This is a genomic window from Mangrovimonas sp. YM274, assembly GCF_030908385.1.
Taxonomy (GTDB): Bacteria; Bacteroidota; Bacteroidia; order Flavobacteriales; family Flavobacteriaceae; genus Mangrovimonas_A.
On record NZ_CP133091.1, the window covers coordinates 3,601,350 to 3,623,232 of the forward strand.

A 21,883-nucleotide genomic window follows, 5' to 3' on the forward strand; every position below is an offset into this window, starting at 1 on the left:
GTTTTTAAAATTCTAAATTAAATCCTAGCGTAAAAATCCTTGGGGTAGGGTAACGTCCGTTGTCCACTCCCATAAGCAGCGCATTCTGGTTATACACCCCAACTTCCGGATCATATCCCGAATAGTTGGTGAAGGTGTAAAGGTTTTGGATCATTCCATAACATCTCAATCGGCTAATACCTACAGATCTTGTTACATCATGTGGCAAAGTATATCCAAGGGTTACGTTTTGAATTCTCAAATACGATCCATCTTCGATATAACGGTCTGAAATATTAATATTTGGGGTATCATTTCTTGCCAATCTCGGAGAATTAGCATTTGGATTATCCATAGACCAATAATCTAAAACGGAAGGTGCTTGATTAGTATATGTAGCATTTCCTGCCGTAAGTTGTCTTGCCACTGCATTAAACACATCATTTCCATAAGATCCTTGCATGAAAATGGAAAGGTCTAAGTTTTTATAGTTGAAAGAATTTTGGAATCCAAATGTAAAGTCTGGATGTGGGTTACCAATTACGGTTCTATCATTAGTATCAATCACACCATCACCATTTACATCCTTAAACTTCAAATCCCCTAACCAAGTAGCAGAAAATAAAGCATCTTCAAAAGGACGCCCAAATTGTATAGGAGCACCTTCCATGTCCTCTACTGTTCTAAACATACCTTCAACCTCGTAACCGTAAAACATCCCAATTGGTTCACCTACCTCGGTAATGGTTATAATTTGATTGGAAGTATTCATGGTAACCGTACCATAAATAGTCAAATCCCCCAGTAGTTCGTTGACTCTGTTCTCATACTTCGAAAACGTTAAAGCAGAATTATATGAAAAATCACCGCTCCCAATGGTTTTATACGTTAAGGTAACATCAACCCCTTTATTTTGCATTTCCCCCAGATTTACCCAAGGAGCTCCAATAGCCCCTGGTGAATTACCACCGGTAATAAAATCTGTAACCGCCAATTGATACAAAAAGTCTTTTGATACTTTGTTGTACACTTCAACCGTTGCCCCAAAACGAGAATCAAACAAAGAGAAGTCCAAACCAAAGTTGGTTTGTTGCGAAGATTCCCATTTTAAATCTTCATTAGCAAAATTGGCGAATTCAAAACCTGTTCCCACACCCGTAGATATAGTATTCAATCTTGCGCCATAAGCAAAGTTTGGAATGGCCTGATTACCTACCTCTCCATAACCACCATATAACTTGATATTCTGTACGGCATCAAAATCACTCATAAAGCTTTCATTAGACAATCTCCAAGACCCAGAAATAGACGGGAAATACCCCCATTTTTTACCATCGGCAAATTTTGAAGACCCATCCGCCCTTAAAGAAGCGGTAATATTATAACGGCTATCGAAGGAATAAATCACCCTTCCAAAGAAAGAGGACAATGCCGCGCTACCTTTGTATTGCTCGTTATTATCGTTAGCATCACCGGTACCCAAAATTGGTACATCATTGCTCACAAAATCCCCATCGCTTCCAATAACACCTTCCCAACTGGACTCTTGAGCCTCCTGCCCTAAAAGCACTGTTAAATCATGTTTATCATTGAAACGATCATTATAGGTAACTAAGTTTTTAACAATCCAAAAATCGTTATTCTCTCTTCTTACATTCAGCGAACTCTCCCCTCCAGTAATTTCGCCATAAGTAAAAGTAGGCTGAAATCTGTCACTTAAATTGAAACCAAAGTCCCCTCCAAACTCAGCCCTATAGGTAATTTTATTTCCCAATTGAACTTCGGCAAACATATTTCCAAAAAGACGGTTACGAGTCAAGGTATTTTTAAGGCTTAAGGCCTTAGCTATTGGGTTTTCATTTTTAAAGTCATCATCTTCATCTGGACCAGCAAAAGATCCATCCGGATTATAAACCGCGGTAGCTGGGTTGTTCAATAAAGATAAGAAAACAATACCGTTTGTCGCATTATTCAATGTTAATTGATCTTTAGTCCTACTAGCTGTTAGATTAGCCCCAACCGTAATTTTATCGGTAACGTTCGCCGAAATATTAGACCTGATATTGATTCTGTCAAACCCAGAACCTATTACGGTTCCTTCTTGATCCAAAAACCCTGCAGATATGAAGTAATTCATATTGTCGTTTCCTCCTGAGAAAGACAGTTCATGACTTTGCATCAAGGCATCATCAAAAATGGCGCTTTGCCAATTAGTACCTTCACCCAACAAACTTGGATTCGCAAACTCCGGCTGAAGATTCAAACCATATATAGTCCCTATTTCATTTTGCAATCTTGCATATTGCTGCAAGTTCATGACATCAATAAAGTTGGTAGGACGTTGGATAGCCATAAATGTATTATACTTAAGCGATCCCTTTTTATTTTTACCACTTTTAGTGGTAATGATTACTACCCCATTAGCCCCTCTGGAACCATAGATAGCTGTAGCAGAAGCATCCTTTAAAACGTTCAACGTTTCAATATCATTTGGATTAAGCGCCGCCAAGGGACTTACGTCTGTAGCCCCATCCCCTTGACCTATATTATTATCAGCTATGGACCGTCCACTGGTTGCAATATTGTTGGTATCACCAGAAATAGGCACTCCATCTATTATATACAATGGCTCCCCCGACCCTGAAATGGTATTTACCCCACGAATCCTTACAGACACTGCACTACCAGGCTGTCCAGAGTTAAGCGTAACGTTTACCCCTGAAGCACGCCCCTGAATCAATTGATCCACACTTACCTGAGGCATGTTTTGAATTGCTTCCGTGTCTACAGTTGCTACAGAACCACTCAAGTCTTCCTTTAACTGCGATCCATAACCAATCACAACAACCTCTTCAAGACTCTCTAAATTTTCTTTTAAAACTACGTTCACAGCAGTCCGTCCCGACACAGGCACTTCTTGGGTAACAAAGCCCACATAACTAAATACTAATGTTGCATTTTGCTTGACATTAATTACATAGTTGCCATCAAAATCTGTAACAGCTCCGTTGGTTGTACCCTTTTCTAAAATGTTCACGCCCGGGAGGGCCATCCCATTTTCATCGCTGACCGTTCCTGTCACCTGTGACTGCGCAAAGGCAAATTGTCCAGCTAGAAAAAAGAACAAAAAGGCGTAACAATATTTTGTACACCTATAAATGTTTTTCAGATTAAATTTTCGCATGTTGTTAAAGTGTTAGTACAGTATATTTAAGTAATTTTGATTTTAACTGCCTTATAATTGATATTAATACAATTAATTAATACCTTTTTTGCTATATCCAAATTTAAAGCAAATGTTAAGCTACTGTTAATATTATTTTGTCATTTACCTGTATAATATTTCACTTACAGCTAAAATAAATAAGCCGAAACACTCCAAAAGCACACAAAATACTCTCCCACAAAAGCTTACACTTCACTTTAAATTCAAAAAATCAAATACACTTAATACTGCACCACACTAAACACCAACCAACGCTTAGAGGATTCTTTTGATGCCAGAAAATTCGTTCTTATACTGAGTAGGCGTACAATTTTTAAGTTTTTTAAATACTCTATTGAAATTAGCAATGTTGTTAAACCCGGAATTAAATGCGATTTCGGAAATACTCATATCCTTCTCCAAAAGCCACATCGAGGCATAACCAATCCTAACATCATTCACATAATCTACAAAGGTTTTTCCAGTTCTCTTTTTCATAAAACGGTTAAAGGACACATTGCTCATATTCACCAATTCTGCTACTTCAGAAAGAGATATTTTCTTTTCAAAATTGTCCTGCACAAACTCATACACAATTTTAATTTTATCACTATTCTCAAAATTGTCCCGATTCACAGTATAAGTAGACAAAAGCCTTTGATTTCTGGAGTTGGCGAGGTCGTGAAGAATAGATACCAACTCCAAAAAATAGTCCATCCCATCCAATTTGGACACCTGCCCCAGACGCTCCCCAATTTCGGCAGCCGTCTTTTTGGAAAACAGGATTCCATGAATGGATCTTTCAAACATATCCTTAATGGACTTCATTATTTTTCTGGACAACAACTCCTTGTTCAAAAGGTTTTCATGAAACTGAATGGTCACCTCATGAATGGCTTCACTTTTACAATCATGAGTCAACCAACCGTGATGCAGATTGGGCCCAACCAGCACCAACTCCACATCATCAATCACCTCTACACTATCCCCAACAACACGTTTCACCCCCTCACCATTGCTGATAAAGTTGAGCTCGTATTCTGGATGGAAGTGAATAGGAAAATCAAAATCATTCTTAATTCTGTCAAACACTAAGAAGCTATCTTCTGGAGATAAGGGCGTAATCTCGCGATGCACCTTTTTGAGTATGTCCATTTAATTTGCAATTATATTGTAACATATTGATAAAATAATATCATGAATATGTTAGCTGTATGTTTAATTTTGAATACTGTAATTTTTACTTAACAAAAATAAATATTTTACAATTATACCGCATAAAAATATCAAATAACTAAATCAACTCATAAAAAATGCAGATTATCATTAATAAAAATGCATTCATAGAGAAATTTGCAATTCTATTTTTAGCTCTCAACTTCGCTTGTGCGCAAGCCCAACACAACGAAGTTCCAGAATTGCAACTTTCTGACAAAAAAGTATCAAATAGTGTAAAAAATCTTTATTATAAATTGAAAACCATTTCAAAAAATGGCTTTGCAATAGGACACCAAGATGCTACTTCATATGGCATTGGTTGGAATTACGAACACAATACAGCACCAGTTAAAAGTGACGTCTATGAGGTCTGCGGAGATTACCCCGCTGTTTATGGTTTTGACATAGGCCATCTTGAACTCGGCAACGACAGAAACCTTGACGCTGTTCCTTTTCAATCGATGAGAGACCTTATCATAGACGCCTACAAAAAAGGAGGCATCATTACAATTAGCTGGCATTTGGACAATCCCACTTCTGGAGGGAATTCATGGGATAAAACACCTGCCGTTAAAGACATTATTAAAGGAGGTAAACATAGGGACACCTATGAACTTTGGGTGTCAAGGGTAGCCGATTTCATGAAATCACTTAAGACTGAAACCGAAATAGTCCCTATTATTTTTAGACCGTTCCACGAAATGAACGGCTCTTGGTTTTGGTGGGGAGAAGGGAACTGTAGCCCTGAAGATTATAAAACGCTTTGGATAGAAACTCTAGAACTTTTAAGAGACAAGCACGAAGTTCATAACCTGCTTTACGCCTATTCCCCAAACAAACTCAACCCTACAGACGATTACCTTAAATACTACCCTGGCGACGATTATGTGGACATATTGGGAATTGACATTTACGACTTTAAAAATTCGGAAGACTATATAAAATCAGTTGTGAATGATTTAAAAATCGTAAAAGATATTGCCAGCCAAAAAAGAAAAATCTATGCTTTTACGGAAACTGGTTTAGAAACCTTATCCACCCCAAATTGGTTTACCGAAGTATTGTACCCTGCTATAGAAAATTCAGGAATTGCCTGGGTATTGTTTTGGAGGAACGCCCGAACCGACCATCATTATATGCCCTACAAGGGCCACCCTAGCGAAAATGACTTTAAAACCTTTAAAGCCCTCCCCAAAACTTTATTTTTGCAGGACATAAAAAACTAACTTATGAAATTATTGCACACCGTTGATATTATTATCATCCTATTGTATTTGGCCACCATTGTATTTATTGGGCTTTACCTTAGAAAAAGAGCACAAAAAAGTAAAGACGATTATTTATTGGGAGGAAAATCCATTCCATGGTACATGCTGGGCCTATCCAATGCCTCAGGAATGTTCGACATTTCAGGAACTATTTGGCTGGTAACCCTCATGTTTGTGTACGGAATTAAAAGTGCGTGGATTCCTTGGCTATGGCCCGTGTTCAACCAAATATTCTTGATGGTCTATCTTTCCAAATGGCTCAGACGATCCAATGCCACAACCGGTGCGGAATGGATTGGGACGCGCTTTGGATTCAAAAAAGGCGCAAAACTTTCTCATATAATTGTCGTGATTTTTGCCCTGATCATGTGTTTAGGCTATCTAGCCTATGGCTTTATAGGCCTAGGAAAATTCATCGAAATTTTCATTCCATGGGAAATGGTCAGCAACTATGTGCCATTTAATGTCACCCCAGAATACGTACCACATTTCTACGGAACCATCTTCACCCTGTTCGCCGTATTCTATTCCCTATTGGGAGGAATGTCCGGAATTGTTTGGGCCGATGTGGTGCAATTTGCCATCATGACCATTGCCGCTTTAGTTATTGGATATCTAGGATTCCACGCTGTAGGCACCCAAGGACTCACAGTTCCAGAAGGATGGGACAGCCCGTTCTTTGGTTGGGAACTTAATTTAGACTGGAGTAATATCATCCCAGAAGTTAACCAAAAAATCAAGGAAGACGGTTTCGGGCTCTTTACTATTTTCTTTATGATGATGGTCTTCAAAGGTGTGCTAGTGAGTGTTGCTGGGCCTGCCCCAACCTACGACATGCAAAAAATTCTTTCCACAAAATCACCTGCCGAAGCTTCTAAAATGAGTGGATTTGTATCGGTTATTTTAATGCCAATCCGTTATTTAATGATCGCTGGGTTTGCCGCTTTAGCCTTGATCTACTACGAAAAACTAAACTTGGAAAATGCCGCTGGAAACATCGACTTTGAATTGATCCTTCCAACAGCTATCATGCAATTTGTTCCAGTAGGACTTCTTGGATTACTATTGGCCGGGCTGATCGCTGCTTTCATGTCCACTTTCGCAGGCACTTTAAATGCTGCTCAAGCCTACCTGGTAAATGACATCTACCTAAAATACAAGGCGCCAAACGCCAGTGCTAACCAAATCAAGAACATGAACTACCTAACAGGTATAGTGGTTGTCCTAATCAGTATTGTTTTAGGCTTCTTCGCTAAAGATGTCAACTCGGTACTGCAATGGATTGTTTCCGTGCTTTACGGAAGTTATGTTGGTGCCAACATCCTAAAATGGCACTGGTGGCGCTTTAACGGAGAAGGCTTTTTCTGGGGAATGGCTGCAGGTTTGCTATCGGCCGCCATCATTCCTGAACTGTTCCCTAATGTTTTAGGCCTTTACCTATTCCCAATCCTATTAATCATTTCTTTGATAGGTTGCGTTATAGGTACCTACACCGCACCTCCAACCGACGAGGAGGTATTAAAAACTTTTTACAAAAACGTGCGTCCTTGGGGATTCTGGAAACCAATTCACGATAAACTGGAAGCAGAAACTCCTGGATTCAAAAAAAATACAGACTTTGGAAGAGACATGTTCAATGTGCTTATTGGCACCATTGCCCAAACGGTTTTGGTAATCCTTCCAATGTACCTCATTTTCAGACAGACATTACCAATATACATTTCAATAGCCATTTTAATTGTTTGTGTGTTCCTATTGAAAAAATATTGGTGGAATAATTTAGAAGAAAAATTAGACTAAGATGATGCAAAACGATGTTTACCCTGTTGGCTCCAAACTTCAAAAAGTTAAGGAAGAATTTGACGCATTGATCGCTCAAAAAAACGAGCCAATTTTCAGCCATAACGGTATATATAATCGCTATAAAAATCCCATTGTAACAGCTGCCCATGTGCCGTTACATTGGCGATTCGACTTAAACGAAACTACCAATCCAAATGCTTTGGAACGCATTGGCTTTAATGCCACTTTTAATGCAGGCGCCATCAAATGGAAGGACAAATACGTGTTATGTGTAAGGGTTGAAGGAAATGACAGAAAGTCCTTTTTTGCCATGGCTGAAAGCGCTAACGGGATTGATAACTTTCAGTTTTGGGACCGACCTTGCGTGATTCCTCAAATTGAAGGCAATCCAGACACCAATGTTTACGACATGCGCTTGACCCAACATGAGGACGGCTGGATCTACGGCATCTTTTGCACCGAACGCAAAGACTCCGACGCTCCTGCTGGAGATACAAGTGCAGCGGTAGCCAATGCAGGAATTGTCCGCACCAAAGATTTAATGACTTGGGAACGCCTTCCTGACCTTATTTCCAATACAGGACAACAGCGCAATGTGGTAATGCACCCAGAATTTGTAAATGACAAATACGCACTTTACACCAGACCTCAGGACGGTTTCATCAGTGTTGGAAGCGGCGGAGGCATTGGCCTTGGTTTCATTGATGACATGAACAACCCCGTGGTAGAAAATGAAACCATCATCAATAATAAAGAATACCATACCGTTTACGAATTGAAAAATGGTTTGGGGCCAGCCCCAATCAAAACCGATAAAGGATGGCTACACTTGGCTCATGGTGTTCGTAACACTGCAGCTGGACTGCGTTATACCTTGTACATGTTCATGACAGATTTGAATGATATTTCCAAGGTAACGCATCAACCCGCGGGTCATTTTATGGGACCTATCGGCAACGAGCGAGTAGGAGACGTTTCCAACGTTTTGTTTGTAAACGGCTGGATTGAAGATGCGGATGGAACGGTTTATATCTACTATGCCTCTTCAGATACCAGAATGCATGTTGCCACTTCTACCGTTGACAAATTGGTCGATTATGTCACCAACACTCCCGAAGACACCTTTATTTCGGCAGGATCGGTGCAAAACATCATTGACCTCATCAATAAAAATAAGGCATTATAATGCTTGAGGCATATAAAAATTTACAACAGGAGCTTGCTGCTGAACTGAAACACATTCTCAATTATTGGGTAGATAATACGCTCGATATGGAATTTGGTGGTTTCGTTGGAACAAGAAATCATTTCAATCAGTTAGTCCCATTGGCTTCCAAAGGAATTATTTTGAACACGCGCATTTTATGGTCATTTTCAGCAGCCTCCAATCATTTAAAAACAGACACTTACAAAGACATTTGCGATAGAGCCTTTACATACCTAAACGACTATTTTAGGGATACAATTCATAAAGGTTTGTTTTGGGAACTCGATTATACGGGAGCTCCCACCAACAAACGTAAACAGGTATATGCACAAGCATTTGGTATTTATGCGTTATCTGAATATTATGTAGTAACTAGTGACGAAGCCGCCAAACAATGGGCTATTGAATTGTTTCAGCTTTTGGAAACCCACGCCAAGGATAACGAGCGCAAGGGCTATTTAGAAGCTTTCAATGAAGATTGGACGCCTATTGAAGACATGCGCTTGAGCGAAAAAGACATGAACGCCGCTAAAACCATGAACACCCACCTTCATGTATTGGAAGCCTACACTTCATTACTAAAAATTTATGACCACCCAAACTTAAGAGCTTCGCTTTACGAGCTGATAATATTATTCAATGACACCTTCTTAAACAAAACCAATCATTACGATTTATTTTTTGATGAAGAGTGGAAACTCTTGAGCAACACCATTTCCTATGGGCACGATATAGAAACTGCTTGGTTGGTAATTGAAGCCGCAAAAGCACTTGGAGATGACGTACTGATTAAAGAATGTGAAGCCATTGCTATTCAAGTAGCCGATGCTTTTCTTTCCGAAGGCATTGACAAAGAAGGCGCAGTTATCAATGAGAAGAACCTAAGTACCAATCATATTGACCATGACCGTCACTGGTGGCCACAGGTCGAAGCTCTAGTTGGTCTCAATTATGCCTATCATATAAGCAAAGATCAAAAGTATCTTTCAGCTTCCCTGCCTATTTGGGAATTCACCAAAACCCATTTGATAGACCACAAAAATGGAGAGTGGCATTTTAGGGTTGATGACAATGGAACACCTTATGAAAACGAGGACAAAGTCAGCATGTGGAAGGCACCATACCACACATCGCGTGCCTGCATCATATTGAGTCCAAAACCATAACACCATGAAAACACTTGCCAAATTAGCAATGCTAACCACTATCTTTTGGACGCTGTTCAATTGTTCAAACGATAGCGACTCCGATGGAGATGGAGACACCCTTCCAAAGGTGAGTATTGCCGCTACAAACAGCACCGCAGAGGAACCAGGCACCAACAGTTCTTTCAAACTAACACTTACGGGAGCCTCCAGTTCCGCCACCACGGTTACATTAAGCATCAACGGAAGCGCCACCAACGGAGAAGATTATCAAACCATTTCCAACACGGCAACCATTCCTGCAAACACTACAAGTTTCACCATTCCTTTAACCATAATCGACGATCTCGAAACCGAAGGCGATGAAACCGTAGAGATTGAAATTATAGAGGTGAGCAGCAATGCAATTATCGGCAATCCAAATTCGGCTACGATCACCATTTCGGAAATTCCAGAAGACTTTATTTTACAGGCACAGGATACCCCAAATTACATGGTCAATCCAAACGCCACGGCCGAAACTGTAGCCTTGTTCTACAACCTAAAGACATTATCCAGAACCAAATTCATTATTGGACAACAAGACGCTTTTAGCAGTTTTTACAATAACAATTCTGGAGATTCGGATATCAAGAAAACTACAGGAAGTGACCCTGGATTAATTGGATTGGATTTTATGTTTATTACAGACGACCAAAACGATGGCTCCTCTGGAAATTGGTTTTACCAACAAGAACAGCAAATAACTTCACACGCCATTGAAGCCTACAACAAAGGCATGGTTGTTGGTTTTACATGGCACCTAAGAGAGCCTTACGAAGGTGAGCATTTCTACACTAGTGAAATGACCGAATTTCAAAAAAACAACGCCTTTAAAAGCATCCTTCCCGGAGGCGCAAATCATGACTATTATAAGGAAAAACTTAACAAAGTAGCCGAAGTGGCCAATAATATGATTGGTTCAGACGGAAAGAAAGTCCCATTTATCTTTAGGCCTTTCCACGAATTTGACGGCAATTGGTTTTGGTGGGGAGAAGCCTATTGCACGGCCCAAGAGTTTAAAACGGCATGGCAGTTTACCGTCACTTACCTTAAGGACACTTTAAACGTGGACAACATTTTATTTGCCTTTGCCCCAGATAATCAATTTAATTCTTCCGTAGAATATTTGTCTAGATATCCTGGCGATGCTTATGTTGACATCTTAGGAATGGACAACTATGGCGATTTCAACAATCAAGGGCAAGGTGGTGTGACCGCTGCCAACAACAAGCTTAAAATCGTTTCGGATTTGGCTAAGGAGAAGGTAAAAATTGCCGCCCTCACGGAAACTGGCTATTTTGTAACCCCTGGAGAAAACAATCCAATTTCCAACTTCTATTCTACAAATCTATACAACGCCATTTCCGAAAACAACAACCATGTTGCGTATATGATGTTTTGGAGCAACAGCGAAAATACGTATTGCACCCCTGTACCTGGACAATCGGACGTGGCAGATTTTATAGAATTTACAGACAAGTCTAAATCTACGCTGGAAAGCGAACTTCCAGACATGTATTCATTACCATAACCATTAAACAATGCGAATTTACCCAACTCTATTACTATCATTGCTCATGGCTTTTTCTTGTAAAGAGAATGCCAAAGAGCAAACTGTTGCAGAAGACAACAAGTCCACTAGCGAAATTGCCCTTAACGACGTGCCTTTAATTCAGGTTAAGGATTCAAAATTTTACAAAGGCGACCAACCCTACTATTTCGTAGGCGCCAATTATTGGTACGGACCGCTTATTGGTGCCAAAAATGGTGGCGACAGAGAGCGCTTGATCAAGGAGCTCGACCTCATGAAATCTATAGGAATTGATAACCTTAGAATTTTAGCTGGCGCCGAAGGTGATGGTGGCGACTCTAGAGTGCATCCTGCCCTGCAGCCTGAACAAGGTGTTTACAACGAGGATTTGCTGGACGGCCTTGATTTCCTTATGGCCGAAATGCGCAAACGCAACATGTACGCCATTTTATATTTGAACAACAACTGGATTTGGTCCGGAGGAATGTCCGAATACTTGAAATGGAACGGTTACGGCGAAGTTCCTAACCCATTCTTGGAACAATATACTTGGGACCAATATATGAACTATACCAAGCAGTTCCACAGTTGCGAACCATGTAAAGAAGCTTTTTACAAGCATGTGAAATTCATCATGAGAAGAACCAACGCCTACACCGGTTTGAAATACACCGAAGACAATACCATTATGTCCTGGCAGGTTGCCAACGAACCTCGTGTATTAATGACTCCAGATCATGAGGAAGCTTTTTCTGGCTGGCTCAAACAAACTGTTGATCTTATGGAATCTTTGGATTCTGTACACCTCATCTCAACCGGGGCTGAAGGAAAAGCAAGTTACCTGCAAGATCTTGCAATGTATGAGAGATTACACGACAATCCAAACATCGATTACTTGACCATGCATATGTGGCCAAAAAACTGGGGATGGTATGATATTAACAATGAACAAGTAACCACACAAGAATCCATTGAAAAAGCCAATGCCTATATGAATGAACATATTGCTATTGCCCAAAAACAACAAAAACCAATCGTGATGTCGGAGTTTGGATTTCCAAGAGAAAAAGAAAGTCTTTCTCTAGACGCTTCCATCGAAAATAGAAATACCTTCTATAATGCCATTTTCAATAGAATTGCGGACAGCAAAGCGAAACAAGGTGTATTGGCCGGCTTGAACTTTTGGGGCTTTGCAGGCTACGCCAAAACCAATCCTTCAAACGGAAAATGGCAACATGGCGACGACTTTAGTGCCGATCCTCCACAAGAACCACAAGGTTTGAATTCGGTGTTTGCCTCAGACACTTCAACTTTAGAATTGATCAAAAAAGCAAATGACAGTCTACTTAAATAGATAAAAAAATCCCCGAATAATGTTCGGGGATTTTTTTTATTCTGTAGTAAAACAAGAAGCCGGCAACTGGGCACCGTTAAACAAATTGGATTGATAGGAATTGTTCCAACCAAACCTTACATATTTTGGCGTTTTAACTTCCTTCGATTTTAATTCCACTTTTCCATTCACCAACTTTACGTTTGCCTTGTAAAACACTTTATCGTCTCCAGCAATTTCAAACAAAGATTCCGAGGATGACAGATAGAGACCATCATTATTTTTAAAAATCAAAACAGCCCTTTTTCCATCAAAATCTACTTTTTCAAACAAAGGTCCTTCTGCAACCACATCAATTGCATTATAATGCTTGTTTAAAGCTAAATTGGCCAACCTCACCCCAACAGACTTTTTATCCTTAGGGTGAATATCATCTACCGTAGACACATCATCAATGACCACCATTCCGATATTGGAAACACGGTGCAAAACCTTGCGTTGAGCGTTTCTAATTTTCACTGCCGAATAGATATCCTCCCCATAATTATAAGGCGCTATTTGCACATAGTAAAATGGAAATTCGGCACTCCACAATTTTCTCCAAGATTGAATCATCGCTTCTAGAGACGTATCATAGATATCGGCCCCAACATTGGCTTCTCCTTGATACCAAAGAGCACCCGCCAATTGATAGCCTACCAAAGGCTGTATCATAGCATTAAAGATCCGTGCAGGCTCCACTGGTCCATAAGGCACAGGTGTTAATTTTTGAGCCGCTTCTCTTAAAACAGGATTTTCAAGTATAGTTTCTTCTGGAGTCCATGCTTCAATAGGCGTTCCTCCCCAAGCGGACACTACCAAACCAACAGGAGTATCTAGTATTTTACTTTGGAGCTGTTGCGCAAAGAAATAGGCCACGGCACTGTTGTTTTTCATAGTCTCAGGCGTGCACACCTCCCATCTTCCTGGAAGATTATTTTGAGGGTAGATAGACGTTGTTTTGGTCACCCTAAAAAAACGTATGTTAGGCACATTGGCCTTAGCTACCTCATCATTGTTTTTAATACCCCAGGCGGGAGACATTTCCATATTGGACTGCCCGGAGCACAGCCAAACCTCACCAATCAAAACATCTTTAATTTCAATGGTATTATATCCTGAAATAACAATAAAATAACCTTCTCCAGCCTTAGGTGTTTGAATCTCCATTTCCCATTGGGCCTGAACATTGGCTTTTACCTTATAGATTTCAGAAGTCCACGATGGCTGGATCACCACTTCTTCATCTGGCGCCGCCCAACCCCAAAATTTCACATTGGCATTTTGTTGCAAGACCATATGCTCTGAAAATATGGCCGGCAAACTGATATTTGCCCAAATTCCCTGAACAATCAAAAAACTCGCAATAAAAAATAAGTTACGCATTTGTATCATTTAAAATGGTTTCAATCGCTTCCAATTCCGAAGTTAAAAAGGTTTTATTTTCCAAAGCTCCGAGATTGTCCAATAACTGTTTTTCACTGCTAACCCCTACCAAAACAGAAGTCACCCGCTCATCCTTCAACAACCAAGCAACCGCCATTTGCGCCAAGCTTTGCCCTCTATCTTCAGCAATTGCGCTCAGTTTTTGGGCCTTGGACACTTTTTCAGCTGTAACCTGATCCAACTGAAGGAACCCGGTACTTTTAGCCGCTCTGGAATCCTCAGGAATCCCTTTCAAATATTTAGAAGTCAAGATACCCTGTTCCAAAGGAGAAAAAGGAATACAACCTACTCCTTCATCTTTCAAAACCTCCAACAAACCACCCTCAACCCAACGGTCCATCATGTTATATCTTGGCTGATGAATCAAACAAGGCGTTCCCAAATCCTTCAATATTTCAACCACTTTTTTGGTATCCTCAGCACTGTAAGAAGAGATTCCCACATACAAGGCCTTTCCTTGCCGTACGATTAAATCCAAAGCCTTCATAGTCTCCTCTAAAGGCGTGTTTGGATCTGGCCTGTGACTATAAAAAATGTCCACGTACTCCAAGCCCATTCGCTTTAAGCTTTGATCTAAACTAGCCACCAAATACTTTTTGGATCCCCATTCTCCATAAGGCCCCGGCCACATTAAATAGCCTGCCTTGGTAGAAATAACCATTTCATCTCTGTAGGAAGCGAAGCTTTTCTTCATGATTTTCCCAAAGTTCTCCTCGGCAGATCCTGGAGGTGGACCATAGTTGTTGGCCAAATCAAAATGGGTAATCCCTTTATCGAAAGCTGTGTGCAAAATTTGCTTTCCCTTGTCAAATTGGTCCACATGCCCAAAATTATGCCACAAGCCCAGTGACAATTCAGGCAACAACAAACCACTGTTTCCACATCTACGATACTCCATGGTATCATATCGTTTTTCGGAAGCCGTATACATAATCTTTTAGTTTTTATTCAGAATTTCTTGATAGAACGGCACTAACTGTTGTGCCATGATTTCATTTTCTTCAACACTTGGGTGGTAGTTACAGCCATTAACATACAAGGTGTCGAACTGAAAAACAGCAATCTCCTTTTGCATATTTTCCTTGAAATAAGATTGCACTTTTTCAAGACAATTGACCAAAACCTCATTGTTTTCTCCCTGAATCATCGGGCTATTGAGCAATGCAATTTTTGTATTGGGATAATGACCGTAAATCATTTTCACGAAGTTAATGTAATTGTCCGTAAACTTTTCTGCATTAAATGGCAAACGCTCTTTCACGCCATCTCCACTGGACATATCGTTCGTGCCCAAACAAATGCTTACCAAGTCTGGTTGAAACGAAAAATCATAGGGTTTTGAAGCATCTCTATTGAGATATAAATTTTCATAGACCTGCGGCATAATAGGCTCGTCTATATTTTCATCATTCCAATTACGGTACATTCCCATACCAGACACCGAACTTAGCACAAAATCAGCATTCAAAGCTCTTGCCACTCTTGGCCCATAAGCCAAATAGGCATTATGTTGATCGATATATTCTCCTTCATGACAAGGAATGCCACTATTATCGGCTAACGCGCCACAGGTAATAGAATCTCCAATAAACTCAATGGATAAGGATGCTTTATTTTCAATAGGAAGCAATGCTTCGGCTTCGATTCCTTTAAATATCACTTCACCACTGGCCGCTTCGGTGGCTTTAAAAATTTCTATGTAATGGCTTTCTTTTCCATCTAATTTAAGCACCATTTTGTTAACACTATCGCCTTTAATAGTATACCTTTCTTGATATTCCCCATCAATAGTAATCACCACATAATTTCGCGGCCTAAATTGAGACTTCAAATACACCGTCACCGAATCTCCCTTTACTCCAAAAGCCACTGAAGACGCCGATCCTACCAAGGCTCTGTCCCCATTATCATGCATGGCTACCCGGCCCTTATATTCAAATCGAGCATTGGAAGGCATAAATTTCTTCTCCGTATTTTGTTCGGGTTTACAACTCACAAACATGAGCCCTAACAGCCCCAAAATATATTTTAGTTTCATGTAACTTTTTTAGACTATAAAGCTAATCAAAAGGTTAAAGTTTTCCTTCCTATATATCTTCAAAAGCCTAAAATATTGATAACCTTTCAAAAACATCTCATAACAATTTGAAAACATGTAAATACTTAGTATTCAATATATTTACTATCTTTAGAACACTTTTAATCCATCAGTTATGAAAAAAATTACTTTTACAAGCAGCATTTTAAGCATTGTCTTGGGACTTTTCCTTTGTTGTGCTTCTTTTAATGCATCAGCCCAAACATTTACGTTAAACAATTCTTCTTCAAAATTGACTGTGGAAGGAACTTCAAGTTTACATGATTGGGAAGAAGTTGCCGAAAAGCAGAAAGGCAGCATTGTTATTAACAATTCAGGCTCGGAACCTTCGATTAGTTCCCTTGCAATTGAAATTGAAGCCGAAAGTTTAAAAAGCGGTAAATCTGCTATGGACAAAAACACCTACACGGCTTTAAAAACCAAATCGCACAAAACCATCAGTTTTAAACTCACCAAAGTAAAAAGCATTTCAAAAGTGAGCGATGGCAAATTCAAAGTTAGCTCTACGGGAGATTTAAGTATAGCCGGGGTGACCAACTCAACCGATTTGGACTTCACTATGGAAATAAGTGGCAACACGGTAAAACTTAACGGGGCAAAATCCTTTAAAATGTCCACGTTTAAAATTGACCCTCCCACAGCGGTTTTTGGCACCGTTAAAACAGGAGATGAAGTAACCATTAAGTTCAATTCTGTTCTAAGCCAATAATTTCCATCCATTTTTCAACCACTAATTTTAAACACTATGAAAGCAACCATTAAATGCTTAGGAATAGCTATTATGCTATTGGGCAGTATTTCTTTACATGCCCAAAAACGACATTTAGACAACTTTAGGTACCCAGACCAATCAGGGATCAACGTATTTGAAGATCCAAAGGACAGCATTTTAACTTTTGACGGTATAAAAGTACGCGTTGGAGGTTCCTTTGCTTTGCAATTTCAAGCCTTGGACCATGAAAATTCCGGAGCAGCGGAATTGGAATCTATAGGCTACAACTTCAATTTAGCAACCGCCAACCTCGACTTAGACGTGGCTTTAGCACCTGGAGTAAGAATGCACTTAAGAACCTATTTATCGTCTCGCCACCATCCAGAACCTTACGTAAAAGGTGGATACTTTCAAATTGACAACTTAAACTTCATTAGTGATGGCCTTATGGACGGTTTTATGAAATATACCACTATTAGAATTGGTCATATGGAAAACAACTACGGGGATGCGCATTTTAGAAGGACAGACAATGCCCAAGCCATTTACAATCCGTTTGTTGGAAACTTAATCATGGATTCCTTTACGACAGAAGTTGGGGCCGAAGTGTACCACCAAAGAAATGGCTTTTTAGGAATGATAGGCGTTGCCAATGGAAAGCTTAACCAATCGGTAGTGGAAGGCTCCAACGGAAAAACCGGAGGCCTTTCCTTTTTGGCAAAATTAGGATATGACAGTCAAATAACAGAACGTATCCGAATAAGGCTAACAGGCTCCCTTTACAACACTGGGTATGTACCAAGTCTTTATCTATATTCTGCAGACCGTGCTGGTTCAAGATATTACAGTATCTTGGAGGCTCCCGGGTCCAGCGCATTTAGGTCCGGACGCTTTTCGCCTAGTTTTAGAAACAGTATCACAGCCATTATGTTCAATCCTTTTATTAAATTTGGGGGATTGGAATTGTTCGGAACTATTGAAAGTGCTTCGGGATCCACCAACGCCACCACAAGTATTGTAGATGATGTTGTTGTAGTAACTCCAAGAAAGGACGGAAAGACCCAGCAATACGCCGCCGAATTAATTTATCGCTTTGGTCACAAAGAAAATTTTTATCTTGGTGGTCGATATAACGTCGTAAATTCAGAATACGACGGCACCGATGATATTACCGTTGAAAGATTTCAGGCCGCTGCGGGTTGGTTTATGACTAAAAATATTTTAACGAAAGTAGAATATGTGACCCAAAACTATGACGGGGCCACTGGAAGACTTGAAGATGGTAAATTTGATGGCGTCATGGTAGAGGCCGTCATAAGTTTCTAAAGTAGAAACACCTTAAGTCTATTATTTAAAGTGAATACTATTAATGAAAAAGTTTGTATTACCTACGCTAGTTTTTTTATGCATTTTACTCTGTGTATCGTCCTCAACCGGAAATTACAAAATCAATGTAAAAATACACCCAGATAGCAAACTTACTATCGTAGGTAACACAAACATCAATAAATTTAATTGTGGCTTCGACTCAAAAACCTTAGAAGAAGCCATCCCAGTTGAGTTCAGAAAAAAGGGAGATAATATCCTTTTCAAAAAAGCAAACCTTAAGCTGAACACTTATCTTTTTGACTGTGGAAAAAAACTCATCAACAAGGATTTCCAGGATTTAATCAAAGCAGAAACCTATCCAGATATTTATTTAATCTTAAAAGAAGTCATTCCTTCTGCATCCGATAAAAAGCTGGTAGAAGCTAAAGTAGACTTTAAAATTGCAGGCAAAACTAAGGAATACACCGTTCCTGTAACCTACGACGGAAAAGACGACTTATCCATTTCAGGAAAATTGCAATTGAATATTCGCGACTTCGACTTGGAAAACCCTAAAAAACTTATGGGATTAATTAAAGTTGATGATGTTATCACCATCAATTTCAATTTGCATATCGACACTATTTAAGTTGCACTGAATTGCCGCTTAACATCGCTTGAACCAAATTATCCATAGGACATTTTACAACGCCCTGGGCCTTAAAACCATATCCAGAAAGAACTTCCTGTAGAATATCTTGTGCATAGAACGCTATCGAGCCTACAAAGTAAAGCCGATTAGTTTTCAGTTCTTCCGAATATTGAATCAATTGGTTATCAATAAACGCTGAAAAGCCGTGAACCAATAACTCTCGTGCAAACTCATGCGACTTATGTTCTACTAAAAATGGAGCAAATTGCGCTAAGTATTTGTTAGGCGCATCACACTTATACAACCTATGGAGCACATCCTTCTCCTCCAGAGAAAATTGCTTCGAAAATGCCATTCTCAAATCTTCCGGCATTCGTTGATAGTAATAATGTTTTAATAGCTCCCTACCAAAATAATTACCGCTGCCTTCATCCATCAAAACATATCCCAACGAAGGCACTTTGGTTATAATTTCAGTACCATCAAAATAACACGCATTAGAGCCCGTCCCCAAAATGCACACAACTCCCGGTTTGCCGTTCACAGTAGCTTTTACAGCCGCCATGACATCTTCTTCCACATCAAAAACAGCATTAGGGAACACTGCCACCAAAACATCTTTCATCATATTTTTGCTCTCAACCGTATTGCATCCGGCTCCATAAAAATAAACTTGACGCACCTTTTCCCCATACAACAAAACCTCATGAGTTTTCTTTAAAATATCCAACAAGGCATTTTTGTTGGATATAGATGGGTTTAATCCCCGGGTTCTAATCTTGATGGGCTTACAGCCAATTTCATAAAATACCCAATCACATTTAGAAGAACCACTGTCTGCAATAACGACCATGCTATTTTCTTAAGTAGTTTTGTTCAGCGAACAGCACCAGTTCTTCCAAATCTTCAGCAATCACAAGTTCCACATCCACATATGGCGCTTTAAGTGCTTGTATTAATGCCTTTAGTTCCCCCAACTGCTTTTGGGAAACCTGCTTATCATTAAGGATTTTAGCCAACAATGACGCTGTTTCACTTAAAGATTCAGACAATGGGAGAAGTGGCTGAACATTTGGCAAATTTTGAATTTTCTCCATTTCCTGATGATTTACCTCCCAAACATGCAACCACTCCAACACGCTTTGTTTAGACTTATCGGAAGGATTCGCTACGAAGTTTTGAACACTTTTCTTAATTGCAAACTTGTCTACTGCATCGGCAACACAAGCATCTGCAAACAAAGTAAATGGCGAATAGGTTTTGTACTCGGTACCGTTTTCATTTCTTGTATAAATTTCTAAAGGCTCACAAATATTTGACATTTCAACCAACGGCTGAATATTTTGATTATTGGTCATCATTCTTAAAATGACATCACGGTTTTTGAGATGTGTGATCCCCAATTCCTCCAATCTAAAACTCACCTCATCAAGACGAGGTAACATCAAATCAACATCATTCACTTCCTTTGGTGACCAAAATCGTTCAGCAATAGCTGCCGTTCTTGGCCAAATTCTAGAATCAATTGTCAACGGTGTTACCAATTCACTCCACATCGTTACTTCACCACCCAAAATACGTTTACGCTCTTCAGTAGTCAATTTGGCATCGCCAATGGGCTCTACCGAATAATGCTCCACCACAGATTGCATCCTATCGATATAAAATCCATCGGACAATACCGTATTGTAGCCCGACTTGGCTGCAGCAATCATTGTTTCTCCTTTTGAAAATCCTTCATTTTCGCCTCTCCAAGAATGAATTACCGCCGTTGTTGGCATGTTTTCTGTCATGATTTCATCCCAGCCCATCAACTTTTTGCCTAATTTATTCAGAATAACCTCTAACTTAATATTGAAATAGGTTTGAAGATCATGATTCGTCTTCAATTTATGTTTTTGCTTAAACTTTTGAATTTGCTCATTCTCATCCCAATGTTTGCCTTCATTCTCGTCTCCACCAATATGAAAATAGGCATCCGGAAACAAAGGAGTCATTTCTGTAAACAAACGCTCCAAGAACATATAGGTTTTATCATTTGTCGGATCCAACGTAGGGTCAAAAACTCCAGAATAACGTTCCACCTCATACACATACCCAGGCTTACTCCCTAGTTCTGGAAAAGCCGTTAAAATAGCCGAGGCATGCCCGGGTACATCAAATTCAGGCACCACGCGAATCCCTAACTTATCTGCATATGCCACCACATCCTTGATTTGTTCTTGGGTATAAAACAAACCATCTGAAGCCAATTCCGTAAGCTCAGGAAACACCTTAGACTCTATCCGAAAACCTTGATCATCTATCAAATGCCAATGAAACACATTCATTTTCACGGAAGCCATGGCGTCTAAATTTCGCTTTAAAACATCTACTGGCTGAAAATGTCTCGCTACATCAATCATCAAACCTCGCCAAACAAAACGCGGCTGATCATTAATGGAAAGCCCTGGAAAGTAGTATTGAGTTTCATTGGAAGCCACTGTTTGCAGCAAGGTTTCCAAGGCCCTCATAGCACCAACATCGGTTTTGGCTTTTATCAAAACATTATTCTCCTTAATCTCCAAAGAATACGATTCGTCTGTTTCAATGGTTAAATTGGAAACCTCATCAAATGCAATTTGAATCGTTCCCTGAGCATCTTCCACAGGAAATCCTTGGTCAAGGAACACACCTGTTCTCCCAGACAATCGTCTTAAAAACTTTGTAGCCGTCGTATAAACACGTCCCTTACTATTTCCGTTAATGGAAATAGTAAGTTCTGAGTCAACAACCAACCTAGTATTATGTTCCCTAATCTCTGATGGCCAAGGCATCAGATTGTATGTTTCCATGAGGCTATTTTGGGAATATCCCACAAAGGCCATTAGGAAGAAAAAAATCCTTAATAATTGTTT

The 21,883-nt window shown here is 39.7% G+C and carries 16 protein-coding genes; 9 read left to right on the plus strand and 7 right to left on the minus strand.

The window, feature by feature from the left end; translation table 11 throughout:
• Window positions 1-4: 4 nt before the first annotated feature.
• Both RBH95_RS15795 and RBH95_RS15800 read right to left on the minus strand, forming a co-directional pair.
• Complete coding sequence (locus tag RBH95_RS15795; protein WP_307900528.1) at window positions 5-3,106, minus strand: TonB-dependent receptor; 3,102 nt, start codon at window positions 3,104-3,106, stop codon at window positions 5-7.
• A 354-nt stretch (window positions 3,107-3,460) separates the two neighbouring features.
• Window positions 3,461-4,339, minus strand: coding sequence for an AraC family transcriptional regulator (locus RBH95_RS15800; protein ID WP_307900529.1), 879 nt, complete (start codon window positions 4,337-4,339; stop codon window positions 3,461-3,463).
• A gap of 158 nt (window positions 4,340-4,497) precedes the next feature.
• Here RBH95_RS15800 and RBH95_RS15805 point away from each other — a divergent pair, with 158 nt between their 5' ends.
• Genes RBH95_RS15805 through RBH95_RS15830 form a run of 6 tightly spaced genes read left to right on the plus strand, consistent with a single transcriptional unit; the run spans window position 4,498 to window position 12,752 of the window.
• Window positions 4,498-5,628 (plus strand): glycoside hydrolase family 26 protein, encoded by a 1,131-nt coding sequence (locus RBH95_RS15805; RefSeq protein WP_307900530.1) that lies wholly within the window; start codon window positions 4,498-4,500, stop codon window positions 5,626-5,628.
• A 3-nt stretch (window positions 5,629-5,631) separates the two neighbouring features.
• Window positions 5,632-7,470: a sodium:solute symporter family protein gene (locus tag RBH95_RS15810; RefSeq protein WP_307900531.1), complete on the plus strand. Its 1,839-nt coding sequence runs from the start codon at window positions 5,632-5,634 to the stop codon at window positions 7,468-7,470.
• 1 nt (window position 7,471) lies between these two features.
• Complete coding sequence (locus RBH95_RS15815) at window positions 7,472-8,659, plus strand: glycosidase (protein WP_374047797.1); 1,188 nt, start codon at window positions 7,472-7,474, stop codon at window positions 8,657-8,659.
• Window positions 8,659-9,846, plus strand: coding sequence for an AGE family epimerase/isomerase (locus tag RBH95_RS15820; protein WP_307900532.1), 1,188 nt, complete (start codon window positions 8,659-8,661; stop codon window positions 9,844-9,846). The genes RBH95_RS15815 and RBH95_RS15820 overlap by 1 nt, the downstream gene beginning before the upstream one ends.
• A 4-nt stretch (window positions 9,847-9,850) precedes the next feature.
• Window positions 9,851-11,398, plus strand: coding sequence for a glycosyl hydrolase (locus RBH95_RS15825; RefSeq protein WP_307900533.1), 1,548 nt, complete (start codon window positions 9,851-9,853; stop codon window positions 11,396-11,398).
• Between the two features lie 10 nt (window positions 11,399-11,408).
• Window positions 11,409-12,752, plus strand: a complete 1,344-nt coding sequence (locus RBH95_RS15830) for a beta-mannanase (protein ID WP_307900534.1) — start codon at window positions 11,409-11,411, stop codon at window positions 12,750-12,752.
• 36 nt (window positions 12,753-12,788) lie between these two features.
• Here the strand turns inward: RBH95_RS15830 and RBH95_RS15835 are convergent, their stop codons facing one another.
• From RBH95_RS15835 to RBH95_RS15845, 3 genes are read right to left on the minus strand one after another with little or no spacing between them, the layout of a single operon-like run.
• On the minus strand, window positions 12,789-14,156 hold the full coding sequence (locus RBH95_RS15835; protein ID WP_307900535.1) for a sialate O-acetylesterase: 1,368 nt from the start codon (window positions 14,154-14,156) through the stop codon (window positions 12,789-12,791).
• Window positions 14,149-15,147, minus strand: a complete 999-nt coding sequence (mgrA, locus tag RBH95_RS15840) for an L-glyceraldehyde 3-phosphate reductase (protein ID WP_307900536.1) — start codon at window positions 15,145-15,147, stop codon at window positions 14,149-14,151. Before mgrA ends, RBH95_RS15835 begins: the two co-directional genes overlap by 8 nt.
• Window positions 15,148-15,153: 6 nt before the next feature.
• On the minus strand, window positions 15,154-16,254 hold the full coding sequence (locus tag RBH95_RS15845) for an SGNH/GDSL hydrolase family protein (RefSeq protein WP_307900537.1): 1,101 nt from the start codon (window positions 16,252-16,254) through the stop codon (window positions 15,154-15,156).
• 175 nt (window positions 16,255-16,429) lie between these two features.
• On the opposite strand from RBH95_RS15845, the gene RBH95_RS15850 reads away from it, so the two are divergent.
• The 3 genes from RBH95_RS15850 to RBH95_RS15860 are packed head-to-tail and all read left to right on the plus strand — an operon-like array spanning window position 16,430 to window position 18,983.
• Entirely contained in the window at window positions 16,430-17,023 is a 594-nt protein-coding gene (locus RBH95_RS15850; RefSeq protein WP_307900538.1) for a YceI family protein, read from the plus strand.
• A gap of 36 nt (window positions 17,024-17,059) precedes the next feature.
• A complete protein-coding gene (locus tag RBH95_RS15855; RefSeq protein ID WP_307900539.1) occupies window positions 17,060-18,352 on the plus strand; it encodes a hypothetical protein in 1,293 nt (430 codons plus the stop codon).
• Between the two features lie 43 nt (window positions 18,353-18,395).
• Window positions 18,396-18,983, plus strand: a complete 588-nt coding sequence (locus tag RBH95_RS15860; RefSeq protein WP_307900540.1) for a YceI family protein — start codon at window positions 18,396-18,398, stop codon at window positions 18,981-18,983.
• On the opposite strand, the gene RBH95_RS15865 is transcribed toward RBH95_RS15860, so the two are convergent.
• Window positions 18,976-19,839, minus strand: coding sequence for an N-acetylglucosamine kinase (locus tag RBH95_RS15865; protein ID WP_307900541.1), 864 nt, complete (start codon window positions 19,837-19,839; stop codon window positions 18,976-18,978). The two genes, RBH95_RS15860 and RBH95_RS15865, sit on opposite strands and share 8 nt — an antisense overlap.
• A 1-nt stretch (window position 19,840) precedes the next feature.
• Window positions 19,841-21,820 (minus strand): beta-N-acetylhexosaminidase, encoded by a 1,980-nt coding sequence (locus tag RBH95_RS15870; RefSeq protein WP_307900542.1) that lies wholly within the window; start codon window positions 21,818-21,820, stop codon window positions 19,841-19,843.
• Between the last annotated feature and the right edge of the window lie 63 nt (window positions 21,821-21,883).